Source organism: Methanococcoides seepicolus (assembly GCF_023684405.1).
In the GTDB taxonomy this organism is placed as follows: domain Archaea; phylum Halobacteriota; class Methanosarcinia; order Methanosarcinales; family Methanosarcinaceae; genus Methanococcoides; species Methanococcoides seepicolus.
The window spans coordinates 1-22,371 of record NZ_JAGSOI010000031.1 but is presented as its reverse complement, the minus strand read 5'-3'; the positions used below and the strand labels follow the sequence as shown (position 1 = coordinate 22,371).

Annotated in this window: 23 protein-coding genes, 1 tRNA gene and 3 pseudogenes; 12 read left to right on the top strand and 15 right to left on the bottom strand. The window is 40.2% G+C overall.

Annotated features, from left to right (window positions below):
• Positions 1–154: 154 nt before the first annotated feature.
• The 4 genes from KDK67_RS08470 to KDK67_RS08455 all read left to right on the top strand — a co-directional run bounded on the left by KDK67_RS08470 (position 155) and on the right by KDK67_RS08455 (position 4,407).
• A complete protein-coding gene (locus KDK67_RS08470) occupies positions 155–1,120 on the top strand; it encodes a hypothetical protein (RefSeq protein WP_250868363.1) in 966 nt (321 codons plus the stop codon).
• A 319-nt stretch (positions 1,121–1,439) separates the two neighbouring features.
• Complete coding sequence (locus KDK67_RS08465; protein WP_250868362.1) at positions 1,440–2,138, top strand: HNH endonuclease; 699 nt, start codon at positions 1,440–1,442, stop codon at positions 2,136–2,138.
• Positions 2,139–2,291: 153 nt separating this feature from the next.
• Positions 2,292–3,503, top strand: coding sequence for a glycosyltransferase family 2 protein (locus KDK67_RS08460; RefSeq protein ID WP_250868361.1), 1,212 nt, complete (start codon positions 2,292–2,294; stop codon positions 3,501–3,503).
• 139 nt (positions 3,504–3,642) lie between these two features.
• Positions 3,643–4,407, top strand: coding sequence for a GTPase (locus KDK67_RS08455; protein ID WP_250868360.1), 765 nt, complete (start codon positions 3,643–3,645; stop codon positions 4,405–4,407).
• Positions 4,408–4,453: 46 nt separating this feature from the next.
• Here the strand turns inward: KDK67_RS08455 and KDK67_RS08450 are convergent, their stop codons facing one another.
• From KDK67_RS08450 to KDK67_RS08420, 7 genes and pseudogenes are all read right to left on the bottom strand, one after another.
• Positions 4,454–4,651: a YwbE family protein gene (locus KDK67_RS08450; protein ID WP_172364549.1), complete on the bottom strand. Its 198-nt coding sequence runs from the start codon at positions 4,649–4,651 to the stop codon at positions 4,454–4,456.
• A gap of 108 nt (positions 4,652–4,759) precedes the next feature.
• A pseudogene (locus KDK67_RS08445) lies at positions 4,760–5,454 on the bottom strand (transposase); the annotation flags it as partial.
• Between the two features lie 389 nt (positions 5,455–5,843).
• Positions 5,844–6,746, bottom strand: a complete 903-nt coding sequence (locus tag KDK67_RS08440) for a glycosyltransferase family 2 protein (RefSeq protein ID WP_250868359.1) — start codon at positions 6,744–6,746, stop codon at positions 5,844–5,846.
• Positions 6,737–7,027 carry a PIG-L deacetylase family protein gene (locus tag KDK67_RS08435; RefSeq protein ID WP_250868358.1) on the bottom strand — a complete coding sequence of 97 codons (291 nt, stop codon included), beginning with the start codon at positions 7,025–7,027 and terminating at the stop codon, positions 6,737–6,739. The genes KDK67_RS08440 and KDK67_RS08435 overlap by 10 nt, the downstream gene beginning before the upstream one ends.
• Before the next feature lie 93 nt (positions 7,028–7,120).
• Complete coding sequence (locus tag KDK67_RS08430) at positions 7,121–7,393, bottom strand: PIG-L deacetylase family protein (RefSeq protein WP_250868357.1); 273 nt, start codon at positions 7,391–7,393, stop codon at positions 7,121–7,123.
• Positions 7,394–7,408: 15 nt separating this feature from the next.
• On the bottom strand, positions 7,409–8,326 hold the full coding sequence (locus KDK67_RS08425; RefSeq protein ID WP_250868356.1) for a methionyl-tRNA formyltransferase: 918 nt from the start codon (positions 8,324–8,326) through the stop codon (positions 7,409–7,411).
• Positions 8,301–8,993, bottom strand: a complete 693-nt coding sequence (locus KDK67_RS08420) for a WbqC family protein (RefSeq protein WP_250868355.1) — start codon at positions 8,991–8,993, stop codon at positions 8,301–8,303. The genes KDK67_RS08425 and KDK67_RS08420 overlap by 26 nt, the downstream gene beginning before the upstream one ends.
• A 134-nt stretch (positions 8,994–9,127) precedes the next feature.
• Between KDK67_RS08420 and KDK67_RS08415 the strand changes: the two are divergent.
• Positions 9,128–9,601 (top strand): annotated as a pseudogene (locus tag KDK67_RS08415) (ISNCY family transposase); the annotation flags it as partial.
• A gap of 217 nt (positions 9,602–9,818) precedes the next feature.
• Entirely contained in the window at positions 9,819–10,097 is a 279-nt protein-coding gene (locus tag KDK67_RS08410; RefSeq protein ID WP_250868354.1) for a hypothetical protein, read from the top strand.
• A gap of 133 nt (positions 10,098–10,230) precedes the next feature.
• Here KDK67_RS08410 and KDK67_RS08405 read toward each other — a convergent pair whose 3' ends face one another.
• Positions 10,231–11,769, bottom strand: a complete 1,539-nt coding sequence (locus tag KDK67_RS08405) for a SulP family inorganic anion transporter (RefSeq protein WP_250868353.1) — start codon at positions 11,767–11,769, stop codon at positions 10,231–10,233.
• Between the two features lie 440 nt (positions 11,770–12,209).
• A pseudogene (locus KDK67_RS08400) lies at positions 12,210–12,319 on the bottom strand (IS5/IS1182 family transposase); the annotation flags it as partial.
• Between the two features lie 94 nt (positions 12,320–12,413).
• On the opposite strand from KDK67_RS08400, the gene KDK67_RS08395 reads away from it, so the two are divergent.
• Complete coding sequence (locus KDK67_RS08395; RefSeq protein ID WP_250868352.1) at positions 12,414–12,698, top strand: YnfA family protein; 285 nt, start codon at positions 12,414–12,416, stop codon at positions 12,696–12,698.
• Positions 12,699–12,951: 253 nt separating this feature from the next.
• Here KDK67_RS08395 and KDK67_RS08390 read toward each other — a convergent pair whose 3' ends face one another.
• The 5 genes from KDK67_RS08390 to KDK67_RS08370 form a co-directional block, all read right to left on the bottom strand.
• A complete protein-coding gene (locus KDK67_RS08390; RefSeq protein ID WP_250868351.1) occupies positions 12,952–13,950 on the bottom strand; it encodes a DUF5050 domain-containing protein in 999 nt (332 codons plus the stop codon).
• A gap of 77 nt (positions 13,951–14,027) precedes the next feature.
• Positions 14,028–15,929 (bottom strand): Glu-tRNA(Gln) amidotransferase subunit GatE, encoded by a 1,902-nt coding sequence (gene gatE / locus KDK67_RS08385; protein WP_250868350.1) that lies wholly within the window; start codon positions 15,927–15,929, stop codon positions 14,028–14,030.
• 111 nt (positions 15,930–16,040) lie between these two features.
• Entirely contained in the window at positions 16,041–17,351 is a 1,311-nt protein-coding gene (locus KDK67_RS08380; RefSeq protein ID WP_250868349.1) for a 4Fe-4S binding protein, read from the bottom strand.
• Complete coding sequence (gene hdrA2, locus KDK67_RS08375) at positions 17,344–19,704, bottom strand: CoB-CoM heterodisulfide reductase HdrA2 (RefSeq protein ID WP_250868348.1); 2,361 nt, start codon at positions 19,702–19,704, stop codon at positions 17,344–17,346. Before hdrA2 ends, KDK67_RS08380 begins: the two co-directional genes overlap by 8 nt.
• A gap of 92 nt (positions 19,705–19,796) precedes the next feature.
• Complete coding sequence (locus tag KDK67_RS08370; RefSeq protein WP_250868347.1) at positions 19,797–20,087, bottom strand: hypothetical protein; 291 nt, start codon at positions 20,085–20,087, stop codon at positions 19,797–19,799.
• A 161-nt stretch (positions 20,088–20,248) separates the two neighbouring features.
• On the opposite strand from KDK67_RS08370, the gene KDK67_RS08365 reads away from it, so the two are divergent.
• Positions 20,249–20,325, top strand: a tRNA-Val gene (locus tag KDK67_RS08365).
• A gap of 5 nt (positions 20,326–20,330) precedes the next feature.
• On the opposite strand, the gene KDK67_RS08360 is transcribed toward KDK67_RS08365, so the two are convergent.
• Complete coding sequence (locus KDK67_RS08360; RefSeq protein WP_250868346.1) at positions 20,331–20,663, bottom strand: hypothetical protein; 333 nt, start codon at positions 20,661–20,663, stop codon at positions 20,331–20,333.
• Between the two features lie 328 nt (positions 20,664–20,991).
• Here KDK67_RS08360 and KDK67_RS08355 point away from each other — a divergent pair, with 328 nt between their 5' ends.
• From KDK67_RS08355 to KDK67_RS08345, 4 genes are all read left to right on the top strand, one after another.
• Positions 20,992–21,252 (top strand): hypothetical protein, encoded by a 261-nt coding sequence (locus KDK67_RS08355; RefSeq protein ID WP_250868345.1) that lies wholly within the window; start codon positions 20,992–20,994, stop codon positions 21,250–21,252.
• On the top strand, positions 21,152–21,424 hold the full coding sequence (locus KDK67_RS14555; RefSeq protein WP_420846935.1) for an integrase: 273 nt from the start codon (positions 21,152–21,154) through the stop codon (positions 21,422–21,424). Before KDK67_RS08355 ends, KDK67_RS14555 begins: the two co-directional genes overlap by 101 nt.
• Entirely contained in the window at positions 21,331–21,618 is a 288-nt protein-coding gene (locus tag KDK67_RS08350; RefSeq protein WP_420846933.1) for an integrase, read from the top strand. Before KDK67_RS14555 ends, KDK67_RS08350 begins: the two co-directional genes overlap by 94 nt.
• Positions 21,619–22,262: 644 nt before the next feature.
• Positions 22,263–22,371, top strand: a 109-nt coding sequence (locus KDK67_RS08345) for a transposase-like zinc-binding domain-containing protein (RefSeq protein WP_420846926.1), incomplete at its 3' end; no start/stop codon positions are given.

Below are 22,371 nucleotides of genomic sequence, written 5' to 3'. Positions count from 1 at the left end.
GCACAATTGTAAATCTCTAATATTTGACACTTTTAGGAGGAATGTAAAAATTAGCGACTTAGTCACTATGTAAAGTAATACTTTTAACCTGTGTATCTAAGTAATCAAACTAAATAGTTGCTTTAATATACCAAGTTGACTAAAAGCACACTGGATGAGCATAATATATTTAGATCAATGGGTCTATGTGAGGCTTCTGCGTAGTTACAAAGGATTATCACCCGAGTATCCCAAATATGCAAACACATGCAAGGGACTAATAGAATCTGCTCAAAACGGAGTGAATATATTTCCATTTTCAATTGCACATATAGTTGAAACATCAAAAAGAGCAAAGTTGAGCTCCAGAAAAGATGTGTTCAAGTTTATTTTTGACTTATCAAAGTTTAACACAATTAGACCATGGTCTCAAGTAATTGATTTAGAAATAAGAAATGCTATTTTAAAATCATTGAATTGTGATCCTTGTAATCTTTCAAATTATGTATTTGGCAAAGAAATTGGTCATTGTGTTGGTGGCAAAGCAAAAATAGTTTCAAAAACATCTGGTGAAGCTATTACTGAAATCCCCAGTGAAATTAAGGATGTTTTGTCTTCTGCACTAACAGATTCTGATATGATGGCAAATGCATTATGTCAAGATTATATGATGGAACAAATTAAGCAAGGAATTCAGGAAGAAAAGGATCTAGCTAAGGAACTTGAAGAGTTAAGACTAGAAAAATATAACCATCCAGATAAGAAAATGCGTTATAAAATAAGTACTGCTAGATTTTTTATAACGTTCATTAAGGACAAATTTATAAAAGCAGTGCTTGAATTTGAGGAATTGGATTTAAAGGAATACTTTCAAGATCTTTTTTCAAGTGAAGAGTCCAGATATAAATTTTTAAAATCAATCCCAACTGCTTATGTATTTCATACATTAAGTCAAAACAATGGTTGTGCAATAGAACCAAATGATTTTTGGGATATCGCTGCTTTAGCAATTGCAATACCTTATTGCGATGTTGTAGTTACAGAAAGAAAATGGTCAAATATTCTTAATCAAAAGAAAATTGGTGAGATGTATAATACTAAAATAATTCATAATATTGAGGATTTATCTACATATATTTAATTATAGAAGTCCTCAAACTTGGTTAATCCTTTACCCTCATCCAATTTTTCTCTTAACTTATTTTCCCATCTCCTTAATTGCTACTTTTTAACATTTAATGTACAGTTGTTATTCTCAATATTTCACTGATTTAGAAAGAAGGTAAAAAATAAACTAATTTCAAATATCCATTTCCACAATATCCAGATTAAAAAGCTAAAATAGAACGTTGTATGCTGGATGTAGGAACGTTTCTTCTTGGAAGATAAAACAATCAACAACAACAACATTGAATCTAATGACAAATTCATAAAAATACAAATGATGGGATTGATTATTTATGCAAACTAATAAACAGAGTAAAAATATACCTCAAAAAATTCGAGATGGTGTGCTACTTGAATGTGACTTTTCATGTTGTTCCTGTGGAAAAAAATATTTTAATCACATTCACCATATAAAACTACAAAGTAAAGGAGGGACACACGACCCTGCCAACTTGATAGTATTGTGTCCAAACTGCCATGAGTATGCTCACCGTGGTGTATATACTCCAATCCAATTAAAAAAGATGAAAAAAGAATATATTCAAAGTATTGAACAGCGCTTAAAAAACAAATCACAATTAGCAAAAATTCAAGACCTTCAGATATCAAATTATATTTTTCAAAATTGTATCGAACAAACATATCCTCGTGAGAAATATATAGAACTTGAAACAAATGAAATCTATTTTATTGCGAGGGATTTAGTCGAAGTTGGTTTAGTTATAGATCCATCTGACATGAAACCGATTTTAGTTTCTGACTATAATCTCATTGAATTGTGTTCTCTTGAAGTGATTTCTAATCCTTTTCGATTTATGCTTTTAGAAGAAATGCAGAAAATTGAAAAAAGAGTGCTAGGATTGAATTATTTAGTCCGACTTGATGTTGCATCATCAATGTCAGATGTATTAGAAAGTGACTATGAGGATAACAAGGAAATCATTGAACAACATCGAGATTACCTACATAGTTTGATTCACCTTTTACCTTGAATCCTTATCATTCACATTTCATTCAATTTTGTCAGAGTTAAGAATAAACATAAAACTAACCAAGAAACAAAAACAATTATACCTTATCACCTTATAAATTAGCGTAAATATTATTAATATTCAATCAAATTAAATATCGGGGGATACACAAATTTGAAACTAACAATGGTCATTCCCAGTTACTGGGGAAGGGAAAGTAATGTAGGCTGGCTTGAAGGCGATGCTGTATATGATCATGCCACGCCTTTGGACTCAGAGGGTACGCTTGGGAGGGCTATCGAGAGTCTGGCAATACTTGAAGATACGGATTTTGAACTGGTGGTGCTGGCGGCTCCAAATAATATGGAGATCGTGGAGCAGGTCGAGCAGAAGGTAAGGGATATCATCAGCTCATCTTCGAATGCTGATGTCAAGGTTCACATGTTCGGCCCATCGCATCTGAAAAGGTTACATGAGGACCTGAAAAAGGATGGCATGGGGGAATACTGTGATCTGCTTTCCCTCACGGGATATTCCAACATAAGGAACATGTGTCTTTTCGTTCCACACATAATGGGTTCAGACGTTGCACTCCTTATCGATGACGATGAGGTATTCGAAGACCCGCAATTCATATCCAAGGCAAAGGAATTCATAGGGAAATACCATGAGGGCAGGTTCATCAATGCGGTTGCAGGTTACTATCTCCAGCCTAACGGGGATTATCATGTTGGAGTTCCTGAAAACCCCTGGACCCGATACTGGGACAAGAACATCTGCATGAACGAAGCCTTTGACGAGGTCATAGGCACATCTCCAAGGCTCAAGGAGACTCCTTTCGTCTTTGGAGGGAATATGGTAATTCATCGTGATCTCTTCATGAAAGTTCCTTTCGACCCGATGGTTCCACGGGGTGAGGACATCGATTATCTTATAAATGCAAGAATGTTCGGTTATTCCTTCCTCCTTGACAATGAACTTGCCATAAAACACCTGCCTCCTGCCAAATCCCACCCAACATGGAAAAGGGTAAGGGAGGATATTTACAGATTTGTCTATGAGCGGGCAAAGCTCATGAGCCAGAAAGAAACCGAGGGAATGACCACACTGACTGCGGAAGATCTGAGCTGTTATCCCGGAAATTTCCTTGGTGATGATCTTGAAGAAAAGGTAGAAAATGCCTGCAGGTTGCTTTCTGATGAATATCTTAATAAAGGCGATCTTGTTGGGAGTGCAGAAGCTCTCAAGAACATAGGACTTGTAATTACTGATGCAATTCCCGACATTGATCCCTTTGAGCATCTATGTAAATTGCAAAAGAGGTGGAATGAATTGATGCTATACTCGACTGACAAAAAAGGATTGAGCTTGTCTTTTGTGACATGAGATCAAGCAATATAAAGCGGATGAAGTGTGATCAAGCGTTGTGAATTGAGGTCATATCTTTTATTCACTACTTCAAAATGCGTGAAAACAAAACGAACCTCTCAACACATCCTTATAGCCCAATGTTGTAAGACAAGTGATGGCAAGTTACAAGTTGATGGTAAAGGATGTCATAAAAAAGGCCGATATCCTTCTTGAGGTCGTAGATGCTCGTTTTCCGGATGAGACTAGAAACCTTGAGGTCGAACGCGATGTTAAACGTTCAGGTAAGCCACTTATAATAGTTCTCAGCAAATGTGATCTTGTATCAAAGGAAACTCTTCAGAAAGCTAAATCTCGTTTATCAAAGGTAGCACCAACTGTCTTTGTTTCCAGTAAGGAAAGATATGGCACGACCATGTTGAGGCACAAGATCCTTGAGATCGCTGACATTCAGGGACGAAATATTTTGATCGGTTCCCTCGGTTACCCAAACACCGGTAAATCTTCGGTCATCAATGGAGTGGCCGGAAAGAACAAAGCTGGTACGTCTTCAATATCCGGACACACAAAGGGAGTGCAAATTGTGAAGGCCGGTTCCCGAATAGTTTTCATTGACACGCCTGGTGTCATACCCTTTGGTGATAACGATGAGTACAGGCAGGGTCTTCTTGGAGTTAAAGATGCTACTCACCTGAATGATCCCATAGGAGTGGCCATGAAGATCATTGCTCACATCTGTGATAAGAACAAGCCTGTACTTGAAGAGTTCTATAATATAGAGATAAAGGAAAATGATCCCGAAAAAGTATTGGAGCTCATAGGTATGCAGGGAAATTATCTTAAAAAGAAAGGTGAAGTGGACGAAATGAGGATCTCTATTAAGATCATCAATGACTGGCAAAGAGGGAAGATGCTGATATAAGTTACTGAGGTAACTTATTGATCGGACCAATTCGTTGGTCTACTTTTTAGTTTTTGATCTCTTTTACTCTTCCAACCTGGCCATCTTCCAGTTGAACCTTTATTCCGTGAGGGTGAGTGGAAGACTTGGTTAGAATTCTTTTTACAACGCCTTGAGTTATTTTACCGGACCTTTGATCGTTCTTTAAGACGATGCCTACATTTGCTCCAACTTTGATATTTGCTCTGGTATTACCTGCACTCATGTTGGGATAAAAGTTCCTAATGCTATAAACATGTACTTTTCTTAAGAGTTCGAACTGCTTGATATGAAACTTCTGAATAATAATGGTGACAATATAAGAAAAAAATGGCTCTGTAGAAATCCTCATTTGAACAATAAATATAACTCTGACATACCTGTCAAGGTTATGCACTAATAACTTGAATTTAATCTCTTTTATTTGATTCCAGTACTTTTTTGCTCTAATTTCTTCACCATATTTTCTTTTCAGGACAGAGAACATCGTTTCTACCAGATTTCTATTATGATAGAGTTCCTCATCAAATTCCCATATCATTTTTCTACGGTATTTACCTTTGATCTTCGTTTCTTTTCTGTTCTCCAAGCATAATAGTAACTACAATGACCACTCGTAAATCCACTCGAATCAATAGTATTTGTCTCAATCTTTTCACTATGAGAATAAAACAGTTTCAGTGTTTGCTGTAACAATCCGCTGAAATAAACAGAGTTGAGTCTTGTGACAAATTTATGAAGTGTGTTCCAGATTGAAAATCTGGAACTCCCACTAAATCTATGATTTAATGGAATAGTAAAGTGTGGAACCTGTTTAAGTCCGATTCTTGATTTGACCTTATCCATTACTTCGACAAGTTCAACAATATCTCTATAATCTTCATTCAGGCTCTCTTTCAATAAAACCAATGTCAATAGCTGGTGTTGTGTATATTTTCTTATGGAATACTTGCAACTATAGATCTGAAGGTGTGAGTTACCTGATACAGCTGGCGCTGTATCAACAAACTTTAAATATTTGTTAGACAAAACACATTCATCCCCTTTGTGTTTTCTGTGATACGTAATACTCAGGGGATAATCCTTTTTAAAATTTTATGTGAAATTAAATGGAAAATAGGTTTTCTACAGAGCCAATATGCTTAAAGTGCCTAATATTAAACAAAAGATTAAAATGGTTGTTTCCATTTCAATATTAGTAAGTTGCGATACCCCGGATCAGAGATACGGAACAGCACTTGCATATGAGAGTGGATAAAAACCAAAAATGGATAGCCAGTTCTCCCATCAGGTAGCCTGTCCATATATCGTAATCCAGTTGGCAAGGGAATGAATGAAAAAAGAATCATTTCCCTTTTCATGACTGATCGAATGAATTCTTATCACTATGTTTAGTATTATAAGTAGTGCAAAAAGTGTCACTTTGTTCTTCTGCAGAATACCTTTGAACATAATATCTCCTTCAATCTCTCATTCTGATAATATTCGAGAACTTCTTTGTCATTGATCTGAGGTGCTCTTTTGAAATATTGTGAGAAATATCCCACTATATAAGCTATACCTATGCCGGATTTGTGATAGCCATTCTTGCTGTATAGAAGTCTTACTCCTTTTAGCAAACCATGTAGTGGACTGTAGCCTATAAAATAATTGTTAGAGCCAAATTTTTTGTAGCCTCCCCATTGCCCCCCTGCACTTGCGTATGGCCTGCTTGATACAGCACTTACATACGAGAACTGTCTCCTATCCCATCCTTTTAATTTAGCTTTCACATTTGATACACTATCAGGGCTACATGTTAGCAGATATCCTCCCGTATCTTCAAAGCATTCTTTTCTCCAAAGCCGCGCCCCTCCTGAAGGTAGATCCTCTACTATATTACTCCAGACTATATCACCATTCACAATGTTTCCGATATGGCCACTACATATGCCAAGAAGCTTGTTGCTTTCAAACTCGGATATCAACGATACAAAATAATTCTTTTCAGGGATAACATCTGCATCAATCTGACCAACATAGCCGTATTCTATGTTATTATCCAAACAGTAGTTGATTGCATGATTGAAACCTATTCTACACACATGAGCAAAATGTACGCCTAGGTCTCTTTTTTCTTCACTTAATCTTATGGTTTTTATCCAATTATGCTTTGAAACGAGTTCCTGCAATATATCAGGAGTCCGATCTGCACTTCCATCATCTACAATAAGCCAGAAAACAGGTTTTATTTTCTGATTGATTATAGATTCTGTAAGCTGTGGAAGACTTTCTTCCTCATCCTTACAAGGAGTAATCAGTATGTAATCTTTTATACCCATAGACTGTCATCCATTCGTATAATCTCAAAGCATTCAGCATATTCACAATTCAGAGCCCAACCATGAGTCTTTGCCATTGCCTTCACACGTTCTATGAGGACTTCACTTCCAAACTTTTTATATTGCGAATTATACCTTCGAATCGCATCCAGTTTAATTTCAATCGTTTCGCTGATGTCAACAAAGAATTGAGGCCTGAAAGCAAACACATTAGGACGGTATGGTAAAGTGGAACCACTGAGCACATTCTTGACCCGCCCCTGCCGGGATACAGCAAACATAATCTCAGCCGCAGCTTTATGGTCCTGGTGAGAGTCAAATGGGTGATGCGATATGAAAATATCAGGGCGCAGCTGATCAATAAAATCATCAACCTAACCTATAACCTCACCACTTACCTGAAGATCTCTGGTGGGATAATCAAAGAAAAAAAGCTCTTTAATACCAAGGATCTTTGCAGACTCTCTTGCCTCATCCCTGAGTTCTTCATTTTGATAGCTGACTCCATTCATATCAGTATAACCGCCAGATGTAAGGACCAGAAGATTTACATTATATCCTTTCTTTGCATATTTGGCAAGTGTCCCGCCTGCTTCAAGTTCCATGTCATCAGGATGGGCACCCATAGCAAGAATTGTAGGTTTCATTATTATTACTTCCTTTTATTCTAATTCATTCCCAATTTCAATACTTAAGTGAACCATATTGTCATTTTCATCGATAATTGTATAATCATTAACTACCAACTGTCCACCTTTTACAGATATTATTAGAGTCGAATCACATATATTGATTATCTTTCCATGTTCACAGTTGAGCAAAATATTTTCATATTTAGCATCCCGGATGATAATTTTTTTATCTTTGATATAACTATATGCACCTGGCCATGGTTTAACAAGAGCCCTTATTAAATTATAGATCTCTACCCCATCAATGTTCCAATCAATACGACTGTCTTCCGGAGTCCGAGGTTTAAAATAAGTAGATTCTGCATTATTTTGTTTTTTGGCTTGGAGTGTTTCTCCAGAAACAATTCGATCTATTACAGATTGCAGTAATTTACATGCTTCAGAATATATATTGTCAGAAAGTGTGAGTGAAGTATCGTCAAATAAGATTGGAACTTTCTTCTGCACTATTACATTTCCTGTATCAATATCCTTATCAATGTAGTGAATTGTCACACCTGTTTCTTTCTCCCCATTGATTATTGCCCAATTGATGACATGCTGTCCCCTGTATGCAGGTAAATAAGAAGGATGGATGTTTATCGCTTTATACTTTGGAATATCAAATATCTCTTCTGGTATGATGTATTTATAGCCACATACCACGATAAGATCAACGTCCAAATTTTCTATATATGAAACATAATTATATAGATCCTTCTTATTTGGTTGGTAGACAGATATCGAATGTTCTTTTGCAAGTTCTTTTATTTTGAATATATTATCATCGTCTGTATCCTGTGGTCTGCAAAAAATGCTTACTACGTCTGCTATTTTGATCAGATGATCTAAAACAAGATGATTATTACCAAAGAATATTGTTTTAATTTGTTTCTTTTGCATGTTCATCAACTTTCTGACCTTTGTTTAGTAGTATATCCATTGCAGACATGTTAGGTATGAACCCAGCATATTGTTGCTGGTAGACAGGAGGCTCGAACTCTTGGAACAACACTTGGATATCGTGATCGTCGAACTGTCCAAAGTCAAGGTAATTCTTGCCCATGGACCCAGAGAGATATGTATCCCCTCCAACCTCACTCACAAGATTAACAATCTTTTCTGTAGATATGGAACTGAAACCAAACTCACTTGAATAAACGATCTCTGTATCAATATCAAAAGATCTTATAAAAAAATCGATTAATTTCATGTTCAGGTCTATTAGATGATCATATGGTTGTTCGTATATTTCCTGAATTGCATTTTTATACTCGTGATAATAAGAGGCATTTTTGTAGTTGTCGTGTATCTCTTTGAAATGTGCTTCACTCCAGTCCATACCACTTATTTTAATATCATTATTTATCTTAATCTGATCAATTGGGATGTGTTTTGTTTCTACCGGAACCGTGAGCCACTTCCAACCATGATATATGCGTATCCGGTTCCTGTGTTGGAAATCGCTTTTATTGAACTGAGCATCATCATAGATAATGAATACATCACATTTTTTTATCTTATCAAAAAAGCCAAAATATGGCAGGTAATTTGGCTGGTGTATCCCCACGATCATATTACATTAGTTTATGATATTGTATAGTATTTATACTTTATTTTGAGAACACCAAATTAAATTTTTGATTTAAAAACAAATGTTTTTCAAGACTACTGGCACCACTCTGAGCATAGCTCATGCATTATGCTTATATGGTAGAAAATGCGCTAGTCCATGAAATATACTTACATCTTTCGGATAGAATCTGTATCAGTGATAATCTTGCCAGCTATCTAAACACAAACACCGCATCATTATGCCAATTTTTGTATTTCTTAGATATCAATGAAATTGCTTCTTATGTCGAAAGTTGTTATTATTCCAACAAGGACTGGCACTTTAGGCATAAGATTTCGTCAATGATAAAGCTCATCGTTGTGAAATGTTTTAGGAATCTATCGTATAAGAAAACAATATCTACTTTAACAAAAGAAGAAGTGCAGCTTCTTTCTTTTGAAGACAATAACGGCATTATGAATCTTTCATCTCCTGCAACACTTCATCATTTTGTAAAATACAGACTTGGAGAAAACGGGCTCGATGAAGTAATGTTCAAAATTGGAAAGAAAATCTCTAAAATTACAAAGATAAGAAATGTAAAAACAGATTAAAAACCACTTGAACCATGAAGATATGACAAATATGCAGATCACAATCCGAATTACAATTATAAGATGGACAACGAAAGGTGAAAATCCTGTATATGATCCTACAGAGGACACTCTAAGGCCAACACAAGAAATAACGGTATGTCCTAAAGTATCTATTAATGATGAATAAATTATTTTCTATAAATTTGACTTCCAAAAATCAATACAAGTGAGCCATAACACAGGTGATTCTTTGGTAGATTGGATAACCGAGAAGGCTAATAAAAATGTCTTTAGCATGTGGTTCCTGCTCAGTACCCGGCTCAAAAACGTAAGTGTAGCATCTTGGACTTGCGAAACCTTTTCAGATAAGTTATCCCTCCTAAATTTGCAACTGGGGGATAAAAACTATTTTACAGTTGGTTATGGTTCTTCAAATACACAAGCTCGAAAGGATGCAGGAAATAAAATGTTGATAGAAGCATCCATTTTCGAATGGGCTGATAAAAACTATCCTGATTATAGAATTTGAACAACTGCAATAAAATAAGATAAAAGAGTCTTTCGATCAGACCATGATCATCGAACTGACATGATCCTGATCGAAAGACAATTTGAATTTAACTTTAGCATCGTGTGGATAAACTCAGTCTACCCACCACGTCTTATCCCAGTATATCGGAAGGCACTTTATAATGCGGATCTTCCCAGTGATTGACGTCAATTATGGCAGATGCATTGTCCAACAGTACTCTGCAATCTTCGCTTAAATGTCGCAGATGGACCGTTTTACCAACCTTGGCGTAACGTTCAGTTATCTTATTCAATGCTTCAATCGCAGAATGGTCAACGACCCTTGATTCTTTAAGATCGATGATTATCTCGTCGGGATCGTTTAACACATCGAATTTACTTTGGAACTCAGTAACTGAACCAAAGAACAATGGGCCAAAGAATTCGTAATGCTTAATTCCGTTATCATCGACTATTTCTCTTGCACGCACAAGTTTGGCATGTTCCCAGGCAAAGGCCAATGCAGAAATGACTACACCTGCAATCACTGCTGCTGCAAGGTTGTGGTAGATCACGGTTATGCCTGCAACGACCAGCATCACAAGGAAATCTGTTATGGGGACTTTTCTGAATATCTTTAATGATGCCCATTCAAATGTTCCTATAGCAACCACGAACATCACACCGACCAATGCTGCCATTGGTATCTTTTCGATAAGGGGGGAGCCCACTAACACGAAAAGCAACAGGGCCACGGCCGCAACGATACCTGATATTCTGTTCCTTGCGCCTGAATTTATGTTGATGAGGCTCTGTCCGATCATTGCACAGCCGCCCATACCTCCAAAGAACCCGCAAACAAGATTGGCAACACCCTGTGCAACACTTTCTTTATTCCCTCGGCTTCTGGTCTCGGTCATCTCATCGATAACTGTCAGTGTCAACAGACTTTCGATCAATCCTACCAACGCCATTATGAGCGAATAGGGGAAAATGATCTTTATCGTCTCTAAGTTCAGTGGTACCTTTGGTAAATGGAATTCAGGGAAAACGCCTGCAATAGATGCAATATCCCCAACCGTTCTTGTTTGGATCTGGAAATAGATAACAATGGTTGAAACAACTATGATCGCGGCCAGTGAAGCGGGAACGGCCTTTGTGAAACGTGGCAATAAATAGATGATAGCCATGGTCAACCCCACAAAGCCTAACATGACCAGAAGTGCCTGTCCACCTAACCAGTGTTCTATTCCATTAATATCGGTGATCTTGAACTGGGCAAGCTGTGCCATGAAGATCACTATAGCCAGTCCATTTACAAATCCGAACATTACTGCATGGGGTACAAGCCGAATGAATTTACCCAATTTCAAAGCTCCAATGGTCATTTGAATAATTCCCATTAGAACTACGGCAGCAAAAAGATACTCTACTCCATGTTGGATCACCAGGGCCACAACTACAACTGCTATTGCACCTGTGGCACCCGAGATCATTCCCGGTCTGCCACCGAATATCGCAGTTATTAATCCAATGATGAATGCAGAGTATAGTCCGACCAATGGACTGACATTCGCTATAATTGAGAAAGCTACAGCTTCAGGCACCAGGGCCAATGAAACCGTCAGTCCGGATAGGACCTCATTTTTGAAATTTACTTGATCGTTATTTAATTTTTCTATAAATGCCATAATTATCCCATTTTAAAAATTACTATGTACCTGTAATTTCCACCAACTTTCAAAATTGAAGACCCAATAACATAAATTGGGTGGAGCTTTACGAAAAACGCAAATCCAGATGGTGAAAACTTGTGAATATTCATGTGGAAATAAAATACTTTGAATTATCAATGGAAAAACAAGCATACGTCCAATCATAGTCTTATAAAGGCCTATCAATACTTTCAAGCCAGAAGCCCTTGCAAAGACAATTGGAAGTACTACAATTGTTACAAAACCTGCTTTTAGGTCACTTGGACCTGATCCTTTAAAGTGCTCTATGGTATTGTTCTCTAATTCCATTAGATACATCCTTTGGACATATCTTGTTAATGTTAGCAGAGCTTCGTAAAGAAACTGTCAGTATATAAATGTACTTGTGTTCTGGTCCTGTAGTATCTTCAAACAAATTAAAACACGCTTTTAGCATACTTGTTAAGGTTGTGTATCAATACCTTGAAATTCATTTCTTTTACTTGATCACCGTACTTCTTTGCACAATGGTCTCCCCATATTTTCTAATAGCTCCATTCCTGATATTTATGATACTATAGGGGCGTTAATAATCCTTGTTGGGGTCGCGATCATATACTACTGGCCAAGGGGAAGTGATAATGAATGATCGATATTGCAACTTCTCTGGCATTATTTTTCCTTGCAGCTCTATTCGAAATTGGTGGCGGCGATTTGGTGGCTTGATCCTTGCTATCTATGGAATTATTCCTACCTTTCAACCTGCACATTTTGGAAGGGTATATGCTGCTTATGATGGAATATTCATTGTCTCTTCCCTGATCTGGGGATTTGTTGTTGATAAGAAAGATCCCGATATATATGAGATCATAGGGGCATTGATCGCACTTTTGGGGTTTTTCATCATGTTCTATATGCCGCGTTGATAAATTCTTCTGTATTAAATGAGCATCTATAAGGGATCTTTACGGAGGCAATATCTTGTTATTATAAGAGTAATTAATTCTTATTTCACATTCCCTTTTAAAAACTTTAAAAAATTGACTTTCCACAATTCCCTATAATATATTCCTAGTAAAGTTATGATAGAGATCGAAATGATCAAAAAATATCGAAATGAATAAGTGGAATACTAATAAGCATCAATGGGGGCACAAAAAAGAATGATATGAGTTGTTCTCACAACTTTTTCACGAAATACTTAGTCATCATGATAACTATTGCAGCACCCAGAATAAATGCTGCTATAACTAGTCTTAATGGTGATGAACTTCCAAAATCTTCCAGTTTTTCAATGATGGGATTCTTATTCTCTACCACGTATTCCTCATCGATATATCTAGGTTCGCGAGGAATGGTTGGCTCGGTAATTGAAAGTTCCATTTTCCATATATTGAACTCTCCAGCCTTATTTGAGGAATATGCTATACTTTTCCCATCAGGGCTCCATGCAGGGTCCATCTCATCTTGATCTGAAAAAGTAAGCTGTTCCATTCCTGTTCCGTCAGCGTTCATCACCCAGATATCCTTTGACCCTTCCTTGTCTGAAAGAAAAGCCATCCTAGTTCCTTCAGGGTTGAATACAGGGTTATAGTTATTGAACTCATTATCTTTCAGGATTACCGGGATCTTCGATTCTGTATCGACTTTCCATATATCTCCGTCAAGTGAATATACTATCTGCTCACCGTCAGGAGTCCAGGCAGGCGCACCTTCATTAATATTAGTTTCTGTTATCTGCGTATTATTGCTTCCATTGATGCCCATTACCCAGATATCGTAGTTACCGGTAAGTTTTGAAAGGTAAGCGAGCCTTTTGCCGTCAGGACTTACAGCAGGTGCTCTCATATCAGCATTTTTCGTAATCTGTGTGCGGTTTAGTCCGTCAATGTCTACAACATGAATATTGATGAATTTAGCAGAGAACGGCCTGATATGGTCCGATGCAAAATAAAGGTGCTTGCCATCGGTACTGAACACAGGTTCGCCATCCCAGACGATACTGTCATATGCCTCTTTCTTATCCGTGCCATCGGCATTCATCGTCCAGATGGCCTGCTCAGAAGAATATACTATCCTATCGCCATCAGGACTCCATGCAGGGGCTACCTGATTAACACCTTCAGTAAGCTGGTAATGATCAGTTACTGTGACCGCTCCTGCAAGAGGAAGTGACAATAATGCCACAAAAAGTATCACTGCAGATCTGATAATTAAATTCCTCTGATTATATATGCACTTCACCATAAATAGTATTATGGATTAAGGAATTCATTAATCTTTTGTTTCAAAAGTTCGCTGAGAACCTTGCCATCCACTTTACCGCGGAACTCACCCATGACAAGTCCCATGAGTGGTCCGACTGCTCCTGTGCCCTTTTCAGTAATGAAATCCTGTCTTTCTTCCACAAGCTTTTCAATGAACGCTTCTATCTCAGCGGTATCAGACCATGTCAGTCCAAGTTCTTCCAGTGAATCCCTTACAACTGTATTCGGCTTTTGAGCAACATGGCGGAGGATCTTCTCAATTGCCTCTTTAGCGACCTCTCCTGAAGCGATGACCTCGAACATCTGCTTAAAGTGTTCATCAGTGATCTTCCCGACATCAACACCATCACGTTTAAGCTCGGGAACCGTGCCTGTGATCGTGCGAACGATGAGCGTAGCTGTAATGATATTGTCACCACTGAATTTGGCGATGAGTTCTTCGAACAGCGGTAGGTCTTGTGAATATACGATCTTTTCCGCGAGTTCTTCGTTAAGCCCATATTCCTTGCTGAAACGTTTCGCTCTCTCAGTAAGCAGTTCTGGTACAGGGATCGACTCGAAATATTCCCTGCTTATCTCCACCTGTGGTACATCGGTCTCAGGATACATCCTTGAAGCACCTGGAAGTGGTCTCATATAAGCGCTGTTCCCGTCAGGTAATCCCTTTCGGGTCTCTTCGGGAATGAATTTAAGTGCTTCAGCGGCACGGATAAGTACGCTTTCCATTGCACCCCTTGCACGCTTTTCTTTATCTGCCACCATTATAACTGCATCATTTTCTCCGGCCCCGACAAATTCGCGCAGTGCTGTGACCTCGTCTTCAGTAATACCGTAGTTGGGCAGTTCATCGGTATGGAATATACCCCCAACACCGGATGTTTTTGCACGGTCAGAGAATTCGGTACCAAGGCGTCTTCCCGGCTGTACCTCCATTCCGACATGTCCGGCAAATCCAGGCAATAGAACCGCAAATACCTTTCCTTTCTTGATAGTCTTTTTGATAACCTTCGACTCCGTACCTTTGAAGAGTTCGGTCACATCGAATATCTCATCGTGAACACTGGCATTCCTTTCATTGAGGGATCTGCGTATCTCGAGAAGATTGATCTGTCTTTCAGCCTCCCTTTCCACGATGGTCTCAATGAGATCGAGTGCCTGCACACCTTTAATTTCCACCCTTGCGCCTTCTGCAATGGAAATGTTAACATCCTGCCTGATGGTTCCAATTCCTCTCTTGACCTTTCCTGTGGAACGTAGCAGCATGCCGATCTTAGCGGCAGTTTCCCTGGCGTGGGAAGGGGAGATTATGTCCGGGGTGGTAGCTATCTCTACAAGAGGTATTCCAAGCCTGTCAAGAGAATAAATAATTGAGTCACCAGCATCTTCTATCTTCTGTGCGGCTTCCTCTTCTACACAAATCACGTCAATGCCTACTGTACCTTCGGAAGTATCCAGATAGCCGTTGTTTGCCAGGAATGCTGTCCTCTGGAATCCGGAGGTGTTCGAGCCATCCACAACGATCTTCCTCATCATGTGGAGTTGTTCCACTGGAACCATGTGCAGAAGTTTTGAGATGGACAGGGCAATATCAAGCACTTCTTTGTTCAGTTCCCTTGGTGGCTCCTCATCATTTTCAATAAGACATGTGGTATCGTAGGCCTTGTAAATGTATTTCCTGTTGACCTTTGTCTGCTCAAGTGCTGCTTTGTCTGTCTCACCCATCTCGCTTGCTGTCGGTCTCAAATAACGGAAGAACTCAAAGTTCGACTCATCCGTGTTGCGGATCGTAGTGGGGCATTTACAGAACATTTTTTCCTTAGAGTCAAGTTGCTGATGAATTTCAAGTCCGCATTTTAAGCCAAGTTCACGGTAGTCGATCTTTCTGCTCATAAAAGTATCACCAATGATCAATGTAATAACAACGTAATAATGATGTAATAATCTAGACAACAAAACGTGTAAGGCATTATAAAAGTATTGTTTCGACAATAAAGGTAAAGGTTAGAGTTTCCCTTTATCCTTCATTTTCTTCATAGCTTTGTGAACGTCATCAACTTCCCCTTTGTTAAGTGTCCTTCTTGTCCTGGGGTCAGTAAGAGCATCCCTTGCCAGCTCCATTTTTTTCGAGACCGCTTCCATCATCCTTTCATCGACCTCAGGGAATTTGATGTCCACATGTTTCTTCATGGGCTCATTCTCTACCTCAATGGTCCTTGAGAGGTCAGGGTGCTTTCTTTCCTCTGTCAGCAGGGAACCTATTGCATCCTTCCATTCATTTGCCCAGGGACTTTCAGGGATCTCCGTATGGCTTACTTTTGTGCGGAAGACCTTCATAACATCTTCAGGACACGCATTGACACATGCTCCACAGTAGGTGCACAGGTCATCTACAGCCGCGATGTTCTTTCCGTCATCAGGCACATACCAAAGATGGGACGGGCAGATGTTGAAGCAGGCATGACATCCTTGTGCATCGCATTTTTGGATGTGGTTCTCGACAAGCACGAGGTCGCCTTCGAAGGGTTTGAGCAGGTCCACTACATCATAGGGGCAGACCGCATCACACCATCCACAACGGGTGCATTTAGCATCATCCACAGTGACCTTTCCTGATACTTCAGGGGCTTCGCATGGTTTTTCCCCTTTGACCTTGATAGCATCCTCGGGACAGATATCCTGGCAGAGCGTACAGTAGTCACAGCTATCCTCATCTATGATAAGTTGCTCAAAAGGCATGGGGTCGGTTGCTGTCGGATCCTTTTCGAGCATCAGGAATGCATCACAGAATCGAGCACATATCCCGCAGAGATTGCACTTATCGGTATCGATCTCTATCTCGCCTTCTGCATTTTCCTTGAGAGATGCAATCTCCTCTTTCTTCGGGAATGTGTATTCCAGTTCGATGGCATCTTCTGGACAAGTTGCTTCACAAAGCGAGCATGGCACACACTTCTCGTTCATCCTGACGAACTGTTCCAGACGAGGATATTGGTCCTCTTCCGGAAAGTCCCCCTCGCTTCTCATCTCCAGTGCGTTCACCGGACAGAAGTTTACACACATCGAACAGAATGTGCATTTCTCAAGGTCCATCATCACCGGCGGTGCATCAAGGCCTGTGGCTATCTCTTTCATCGGACCAAGCTCAAGGGCTTTGGTAGGACATATCCTTACGCAGATACCACAACCAACACAGCGTTTGTAATCATAATCGAGTATCTTTGAGGACCTGTCGGATATCTGCTTGTAGAGTACGTGAGTTCCTTCGATATCCATTTCTTTTGAAACGGTCATGGATCTTTCTTCATCACTCATTCGCATCTCCTCCGGGAAGCTCCGAACCTACCGGTCCGAGTTCAGTCAGCTCATCCACGTAATCCGCGATAGTCTTTGCAAACCTCTCGCCTTCGGCAGCTGATATCCATTCGACACGAAGTCTTCTTTGGTCGAGTCCGATCTCCTCCAGTACTTCCTTGAGATTATCCATCCTGTGTTTTGCATCATAGTTCCCAATGATGTAATGACATTCATTAAGGCGACATCCTGCAACGATGACTCCGTCAGCACCACCCTGCAATGCCTCCAGCACGAAGTCGGGATCAACACGACCGGCACACATCACTTTGATTATCCTCACGTTGGTGGGGTATTGTATCCTTGATGTTCCTGCAAGGTCGGCTGATGCGTAACTGCACCAGTTGCAAAGGAAGGCGATGATGAGCGGGAATTCATCCTTTACTTCAAGAGCTGCCCTTATCTGTGCTTTTATCTGGGCATCGGTGCTGTGGGGCATGTCGATGGCGTCTACCGGACACGAGGCACTGCATGAGCCGCAGGTCTGGCATGAGATCTCATCGACCACTGCTTTTCCATCAATGACCCTGATGGTGTTGAAATTACAAGTGTCTTCACACATACGGCATCCGATACATTTTTCAGCATCCACGTATGCACTGAAGGGGTCGTTCTCAAGTTCGCCTTTTGCAAGAAGGCGTGTGGAACGTGCTGCAGAGGCACTTCCCTGTGCAATGGATACCTGTATCTCTTTTGGTCCTGAGGCACAGCCGGCGATGAACACTCCGTTTATGTGTGCATCCACAGGTCGCATCTTCGGGTGTGCGATGGAAAGGAACCTGTCAGTTCGTTTTGTGAGGTTAAGCGTTCTGGCTATGGGTTCAGTTGTGTTGCTGGGTTCCATTCCGGTTGCGAGTATCACAAGGTCATAGTTCTCTTCACAGACAGCGCATTCAAGGGTGTCCTCATACCTCAGCAACATTTTCCCTTGTGTGTCTATCTGTATCTCTGCTACTTTTCCGCGAATGAAGTCGATTCCCATGAGCTGTGAACGCACGTAGTATTCTTCGTACATCTCACCGGCGGCACGTATGTCGATATAGTGAATGGTGACTTCGGTGTCAGGATAACGTTCTTTGATCATCTGTGCGTTCTTCATGGAGGACATGCAGCAGACGCGTGAGCAGTAAGGATTTCCAACGGTCTCGTCCCTTGAGCCTACACATTGTATGAAAGCCACTTTTTTAGGGGTAACCTTTGTCGAGGGCACGACCACTTTTCCACGGGTTGGACCGGAAGCATTGAGCAATCTTTCCAGTTCCATGTTGGTGAGGACATCGGGGAATACTCCATAGCCGTACTCTTCTTTGCGCTTTGCATCGAATCCCTGGTAACCGGTTGCGACTATGACTGCTCCCACGGTGAAGGTGAACTCCTCTTCCTTCATGTTAAAGTCAATTGCATCTGCGGGACAGGCCTGCTTACAAAGCCCGCAGCCCACGCAGTAATCGTTGTTGATGAATGCTGTTTGAGGTATGGCCTGCGGTATGGGCATGTTGATGGCTTTCGTTTTCCCCAGACCGCTGTCGAAGGGATTGGAGATGTCTACAGGACATACCCTTGAGCATTCATCGATACAGCCTTTGCAGTTGTCGATAATTACGTATCTGGGGTTCTGAATGCCTTTTACTGTGAAGTTGCCAACTGATCCGGAGATGTCTTTGATCTCAGAGTAGGTGAACAGGTCGATGTTCGGGTGGTTCTGCACGTCTGTCATTTTTGGTGCGAGGACGCATATAGAACAGTCATTGGTCGGGAACACTTCATTGAGCAATGCCATTTTGCCGCCAATGGTAGGTTCCTTTTCGACCATATGGACATGCGTGCCGGAATCCGCCAGCGTGAGGGCAGCTTCTATTCCGGCGACACCGCCACCTATGACGAGAACGTCCTTGTTCGCTTTTGTTTTCCTTATCTGCAAAGGTTCCAGAAGGCTGAGCTTGGCAACCCCCATTTTGATGAGATCGAAGGCTTTCTGGGTGGCCATGTCATGATGGTCCATGTGCACCCATGAGCACTGCTCCCTGATGTTGACGATCTCAAGAAGATAGGTATTAAGTCCCGCCCGCTCCAGCACTTTCTTGAACGTGTTCTCGTGAAGCTTTGGAGTACATGCGGCCACGAGTACCCTGTCGATGTCGTGCTCTTCAATATCGTCCATGAGCGCATCCTGCCCGACATCGGAACACATGAACTGTATGTCCCTGACAAGTTCGACACCCTCCATCGGTTCTACTTTTTCGTGCAGTGCATCCATGTTTATGACACTTGCGATATTCAGTCCGCAGTGACAGATGTAAACTCCTATCCGCATATGAGATACTCCCTCGTTGGCTTTTGAATTTAGTTAAAATATAGTTAACATATAGTAGTGATTAGTTGTAATTTAAGATATTAAGTTGAGATTTATTTGCAGATCTTCCCAAAGCCCGTTCTTGCGAACAGATCCTTTATCTTCTGGCCATCGTCAAGTTTGTCATAAGCCTCTCTGCCCTCTTCAACATTATGGTGCATCTGGACAAAAACACATTCAAGGCTCTTGTCCTTATCCTTTGCGACAACCCTCATCTCATGCTTTCCCTCAGGCATCCAGATAGCGAGTTGTGCCATATGTGAATTGTAGTTTAGATCGACCTTGAACTCCTCTATCTGCTTACTCTGAGTGTTTATCTCATCTGTTTCATTGTTATCGGTCATGCTTCATCATAACACACTACTATTTATTAATGGTTGGGATTAATTCACGCACATCCCTCTCTGCTCACAAAAAAGTTATATACTCCTAATGACATTAAGGAGTTGCACGTCCCCCTTACTGCTTACATGCGAAGGGATAATGATGTGTTAATTGCACAAATGGGCCCGTGGTCTAGTTGGTTATGACATCGCCTTTACACGGCGAGGATCATGAGTTCGAATCTCATCGGGCCCACCACACTTCTATTCTTTTGGTTTTCGAGTTGAAGAGCTTTGTTTTTGTGATTCTGTCAGTGATTTTTCTAGTGATTTTTCTAGTGATTTTATGCGGGATTCAAGGTAATTTAACCTATTTTCAGTGTCAGAATTGGTGTTTTGTTGTATAACTTTTATATTGCCATCAAAGTCTTCGTCTAAAGATATTACGAATAAAGGCTTGCCATTGTTATCGATTTCAAAGATATGGGCGGTATCACCTGCGAGGTGGGCGTGTGACTGTGGTAATCGAAGCAAAGGATATTCTATGTTTTTCTTAGGTCGAAGCCTTGTGATTTTTGATTTTCCTATGTATTTCATAGTACCAGCTCTTAATAGAAAAATAGTTGTATAACTTTATAAAACCCATGTGTTGTTTAACCTTGACATCGTGCAGAATATTGGTGATGCTCCCGATAGCTAGATAACCATCTCAGGAGAGCGAGACAATAAGAATAATATCAACTGACCTGTTGGAAGAAGAACTCGAAGAAAACCATCATGCCTGCAGATTTCACCTTAAGATTGCGACACGAATGTCAGACAAAACCGAACATGATTATATCAGGTATCTGGACCGTCATCTCATGTACGTGACCATATGCGATCGTTTCGATATTGTAGACATATCCATGACCGTCAAAAAGGGATGGAACTGGTACGCAAAGGCGGTCAGGAACTATATCAATTTCCTCGAAGAAAAGGGGATCTTATCAAAAACCCAGGCGCAAGAATGGAAACAACCCCTGCGCCTGAAGAAATATGGTGCGGATACATGGGTACCAAGTGTGAAAAATGTCCAAGATACCCTGGAATCATGCGAAATTTCGGAATATCGGCGGTTTATGGAGCTTCTGCTATACAGTGGTATAAGAACCACCGAAGCACAAAGAATTTTGGAAAATTTTGATGAAAAGCGGTTACACTTCGTCGGTGCTGTTGCCTACTATGACATTGAATGGTCACGTGGATCTCGAACAAAGCGTTCATGCCGACAGAATTTGCATCGACCTTGCGACACGAAGCCAACGTCAACCTTCCTGCGATCCAGAAATATTTCCTTACTCGTGGGTTGGGATTGAAGTATTGCAGGAACTTCTTCGTTGATCAGTGTATCCATGTAGGGATACATGAATCCCTGATCAAGTACATGATCGGGCACACAGGGGAATCCGTGCTTATGACCAATTACCTGGAGAAATTGAATAATTCTACAATAGCATATAGTAAAGTCATGCCCGAATTACAGGATATAGTGAATACCCATAGTAAATGAAACAATCTATAGTTGATGCTTATCCTGTGCTCACACTTGCAGGTACATGCGCATGCGACACATAGCGTAGTATCAGACCATGACAACGGATGGCAGAATGCCCCTATGTTTTCATACGAGAAAGTCATCTGTAGACTTTTCCTGTTTGCTTTTGCGTATAGCATCATTTTTCTTTGCGATGCTGGGCAAGTACATCATATCCTGTATATGTATGTTCCAGGTATCCATGTCTGGTGGAGGTCGGCATATCAAAGAGAAGTAAGGCGAATAGATAATGCAGCAAATGCGTTAAAAATTAGGGATTTTCTTTATGATTCAACATAATGTGTAATCCTGATAATTTCGCTTGCAACATTTTCTGAAAATGAGGTCGATAATCTATAGATGCTTTCACACTTACCCAAACATGACATAATTTATCTTGGATTTTCAAGATGTGTTTCCTAATGCATGTGAAACATTTATAACCAATCCTTTTCCCAAGTATGATTTCAAATCCAGAAATTCCTAGGAACAATATCAAGTAGAAAACGACTACATCAAATAGAGTCTCTTTCAGATACGTCGTCCTATATACATAGGATAAAAAATACGGCATTGGTATTTAAGTAGAGTTTTTATGTTATTAGGACCTATATTTATGCATGAACTGTCCCAGGTGCAAGAGCTCCAATCATAAAAAGAACGGTAAAATCGATGGACGTCAACGCTACAAATGCCATGATTGTGGGTATAACTATTCAGTGGAGATTA

Coding starts and splice junctions, on each gene's coding strand:
- KDK67_RS08470 (WP_250868363.1), top strand. CDS start 155: ATGAGCATAATATATTTAGATCAATGGGTCTATGTGAGGCTTCTGCGT.
- KDK67_RS08465 (WP_250868362.1), top strand. CDS start 1,440: ATGCAAACTAATAAACAGAGTAAAAATATACCTCAAAAAATTCGAGAT.
- KDK67_RS08455 (WP_250868360.1), top strand. CDS start 3,643: ATGGCAAGTTACAAGTTGATGGTAAAGGATGTCATAAAAAAGGCCGAT.
- KDK67_RS08450 (WP_172364549.1), bottom strand. CDS start 4,651: ATGAGTGCAGGTAATACCAGAGCAAATATCAAAGTTGGAGCAAATGTA.
- KDK67_RS08440 (WP_250868359.1), bottom strand. CDS start 6,746: ATGGGTATAAAAGATTACATACTGATTACTCCTTGTAAGGATGAGGAA.
- KDK67_RS08435 (WP_250868358.1), bottom strand. CDS start 7,027: ATGTTTGCTGTATCCCGGCAGGGGCGGGTCAAGAATGTGCTCAGTGGT.
- KDK67_RS08430 (WP_250868357.1), bottom strand. CDS start 7,393: ATGAAACCTACAATTCTTGCTATGGGTGCCCATCCTGATGACATGGAA.
- KDK67_RS08425 (WP_250868356.1), bottom strand. CDS start 8,326: ATGAACATGCAAAAGAAACAAATTAAAACAATATTCTTTGGTAATAAT.
- KDK67_RS08420 (WP_250868355.1), bottom strand. CDS start 8,993: ATGATCGTGGGGATACACCAGCCAAATTACCTGCCATATTTTGGCTTT.
- KDK67_RS08405 (WP_250868353.1), bottom strand. CDS start 11,769: ATGGCATTTATAGAAAAATTAAATAACGATCAAGTAAATTTCAAAAAT.
- KDK67_RS08395 (WP_250868352.1), top strand. CDS start 12,414: ATGAATGATCGATATTGCAACTTCTCTGGCATTATTTTTCCTTGCAGC.
- gatE (WP_250868350.1), bottom strand. CDS start 15,929: ATGAGCAGAAAGATCGACTACCGTGAACTTGGCTTAAAATGCGGACTT.
- KDK67_RS08380 (WP_250868349.1), bottom strand. CDS start 17,351: ATGAGTGATGAAGAAAGATCCATGACCGTTTCAAAAGAAATGGATATC.
- hdrA2 (WP_250868348.1), bottom strand. CDS start 19,704: ATGCGGATAGGAGTTTACATCTGTCACTGCGGACTGAATATCGCAAGT.
- KDK67_RS08370 (WP_250868347.1), bottom strand. CDS start 20,087: ATGACCGATAACAATGAAACAGATGAGATAAACACTCAGAGTAAGCAG.
- KDK67_RS08360 (WP_250868346.1), bottom strand. CDS start 20,663: ATGAAATACATAGGAAAATCAAAAATCACAAGGCTTCGACCTAAGAAA.
- KDK67_RS08355 (WP_250868345.1), top strand. CDS start 20,992: ATGGAACTGGTACGCAAAGGCGGTCAGGAACTATATCAATTTCCTCGA.
- KDK67_RS08350 (WP_420846933.1), top strand. CDS start 21,331: ATGCCGACAGAATTTGCATCGACCTTGCGACACGAAGCCAACGTCAAC.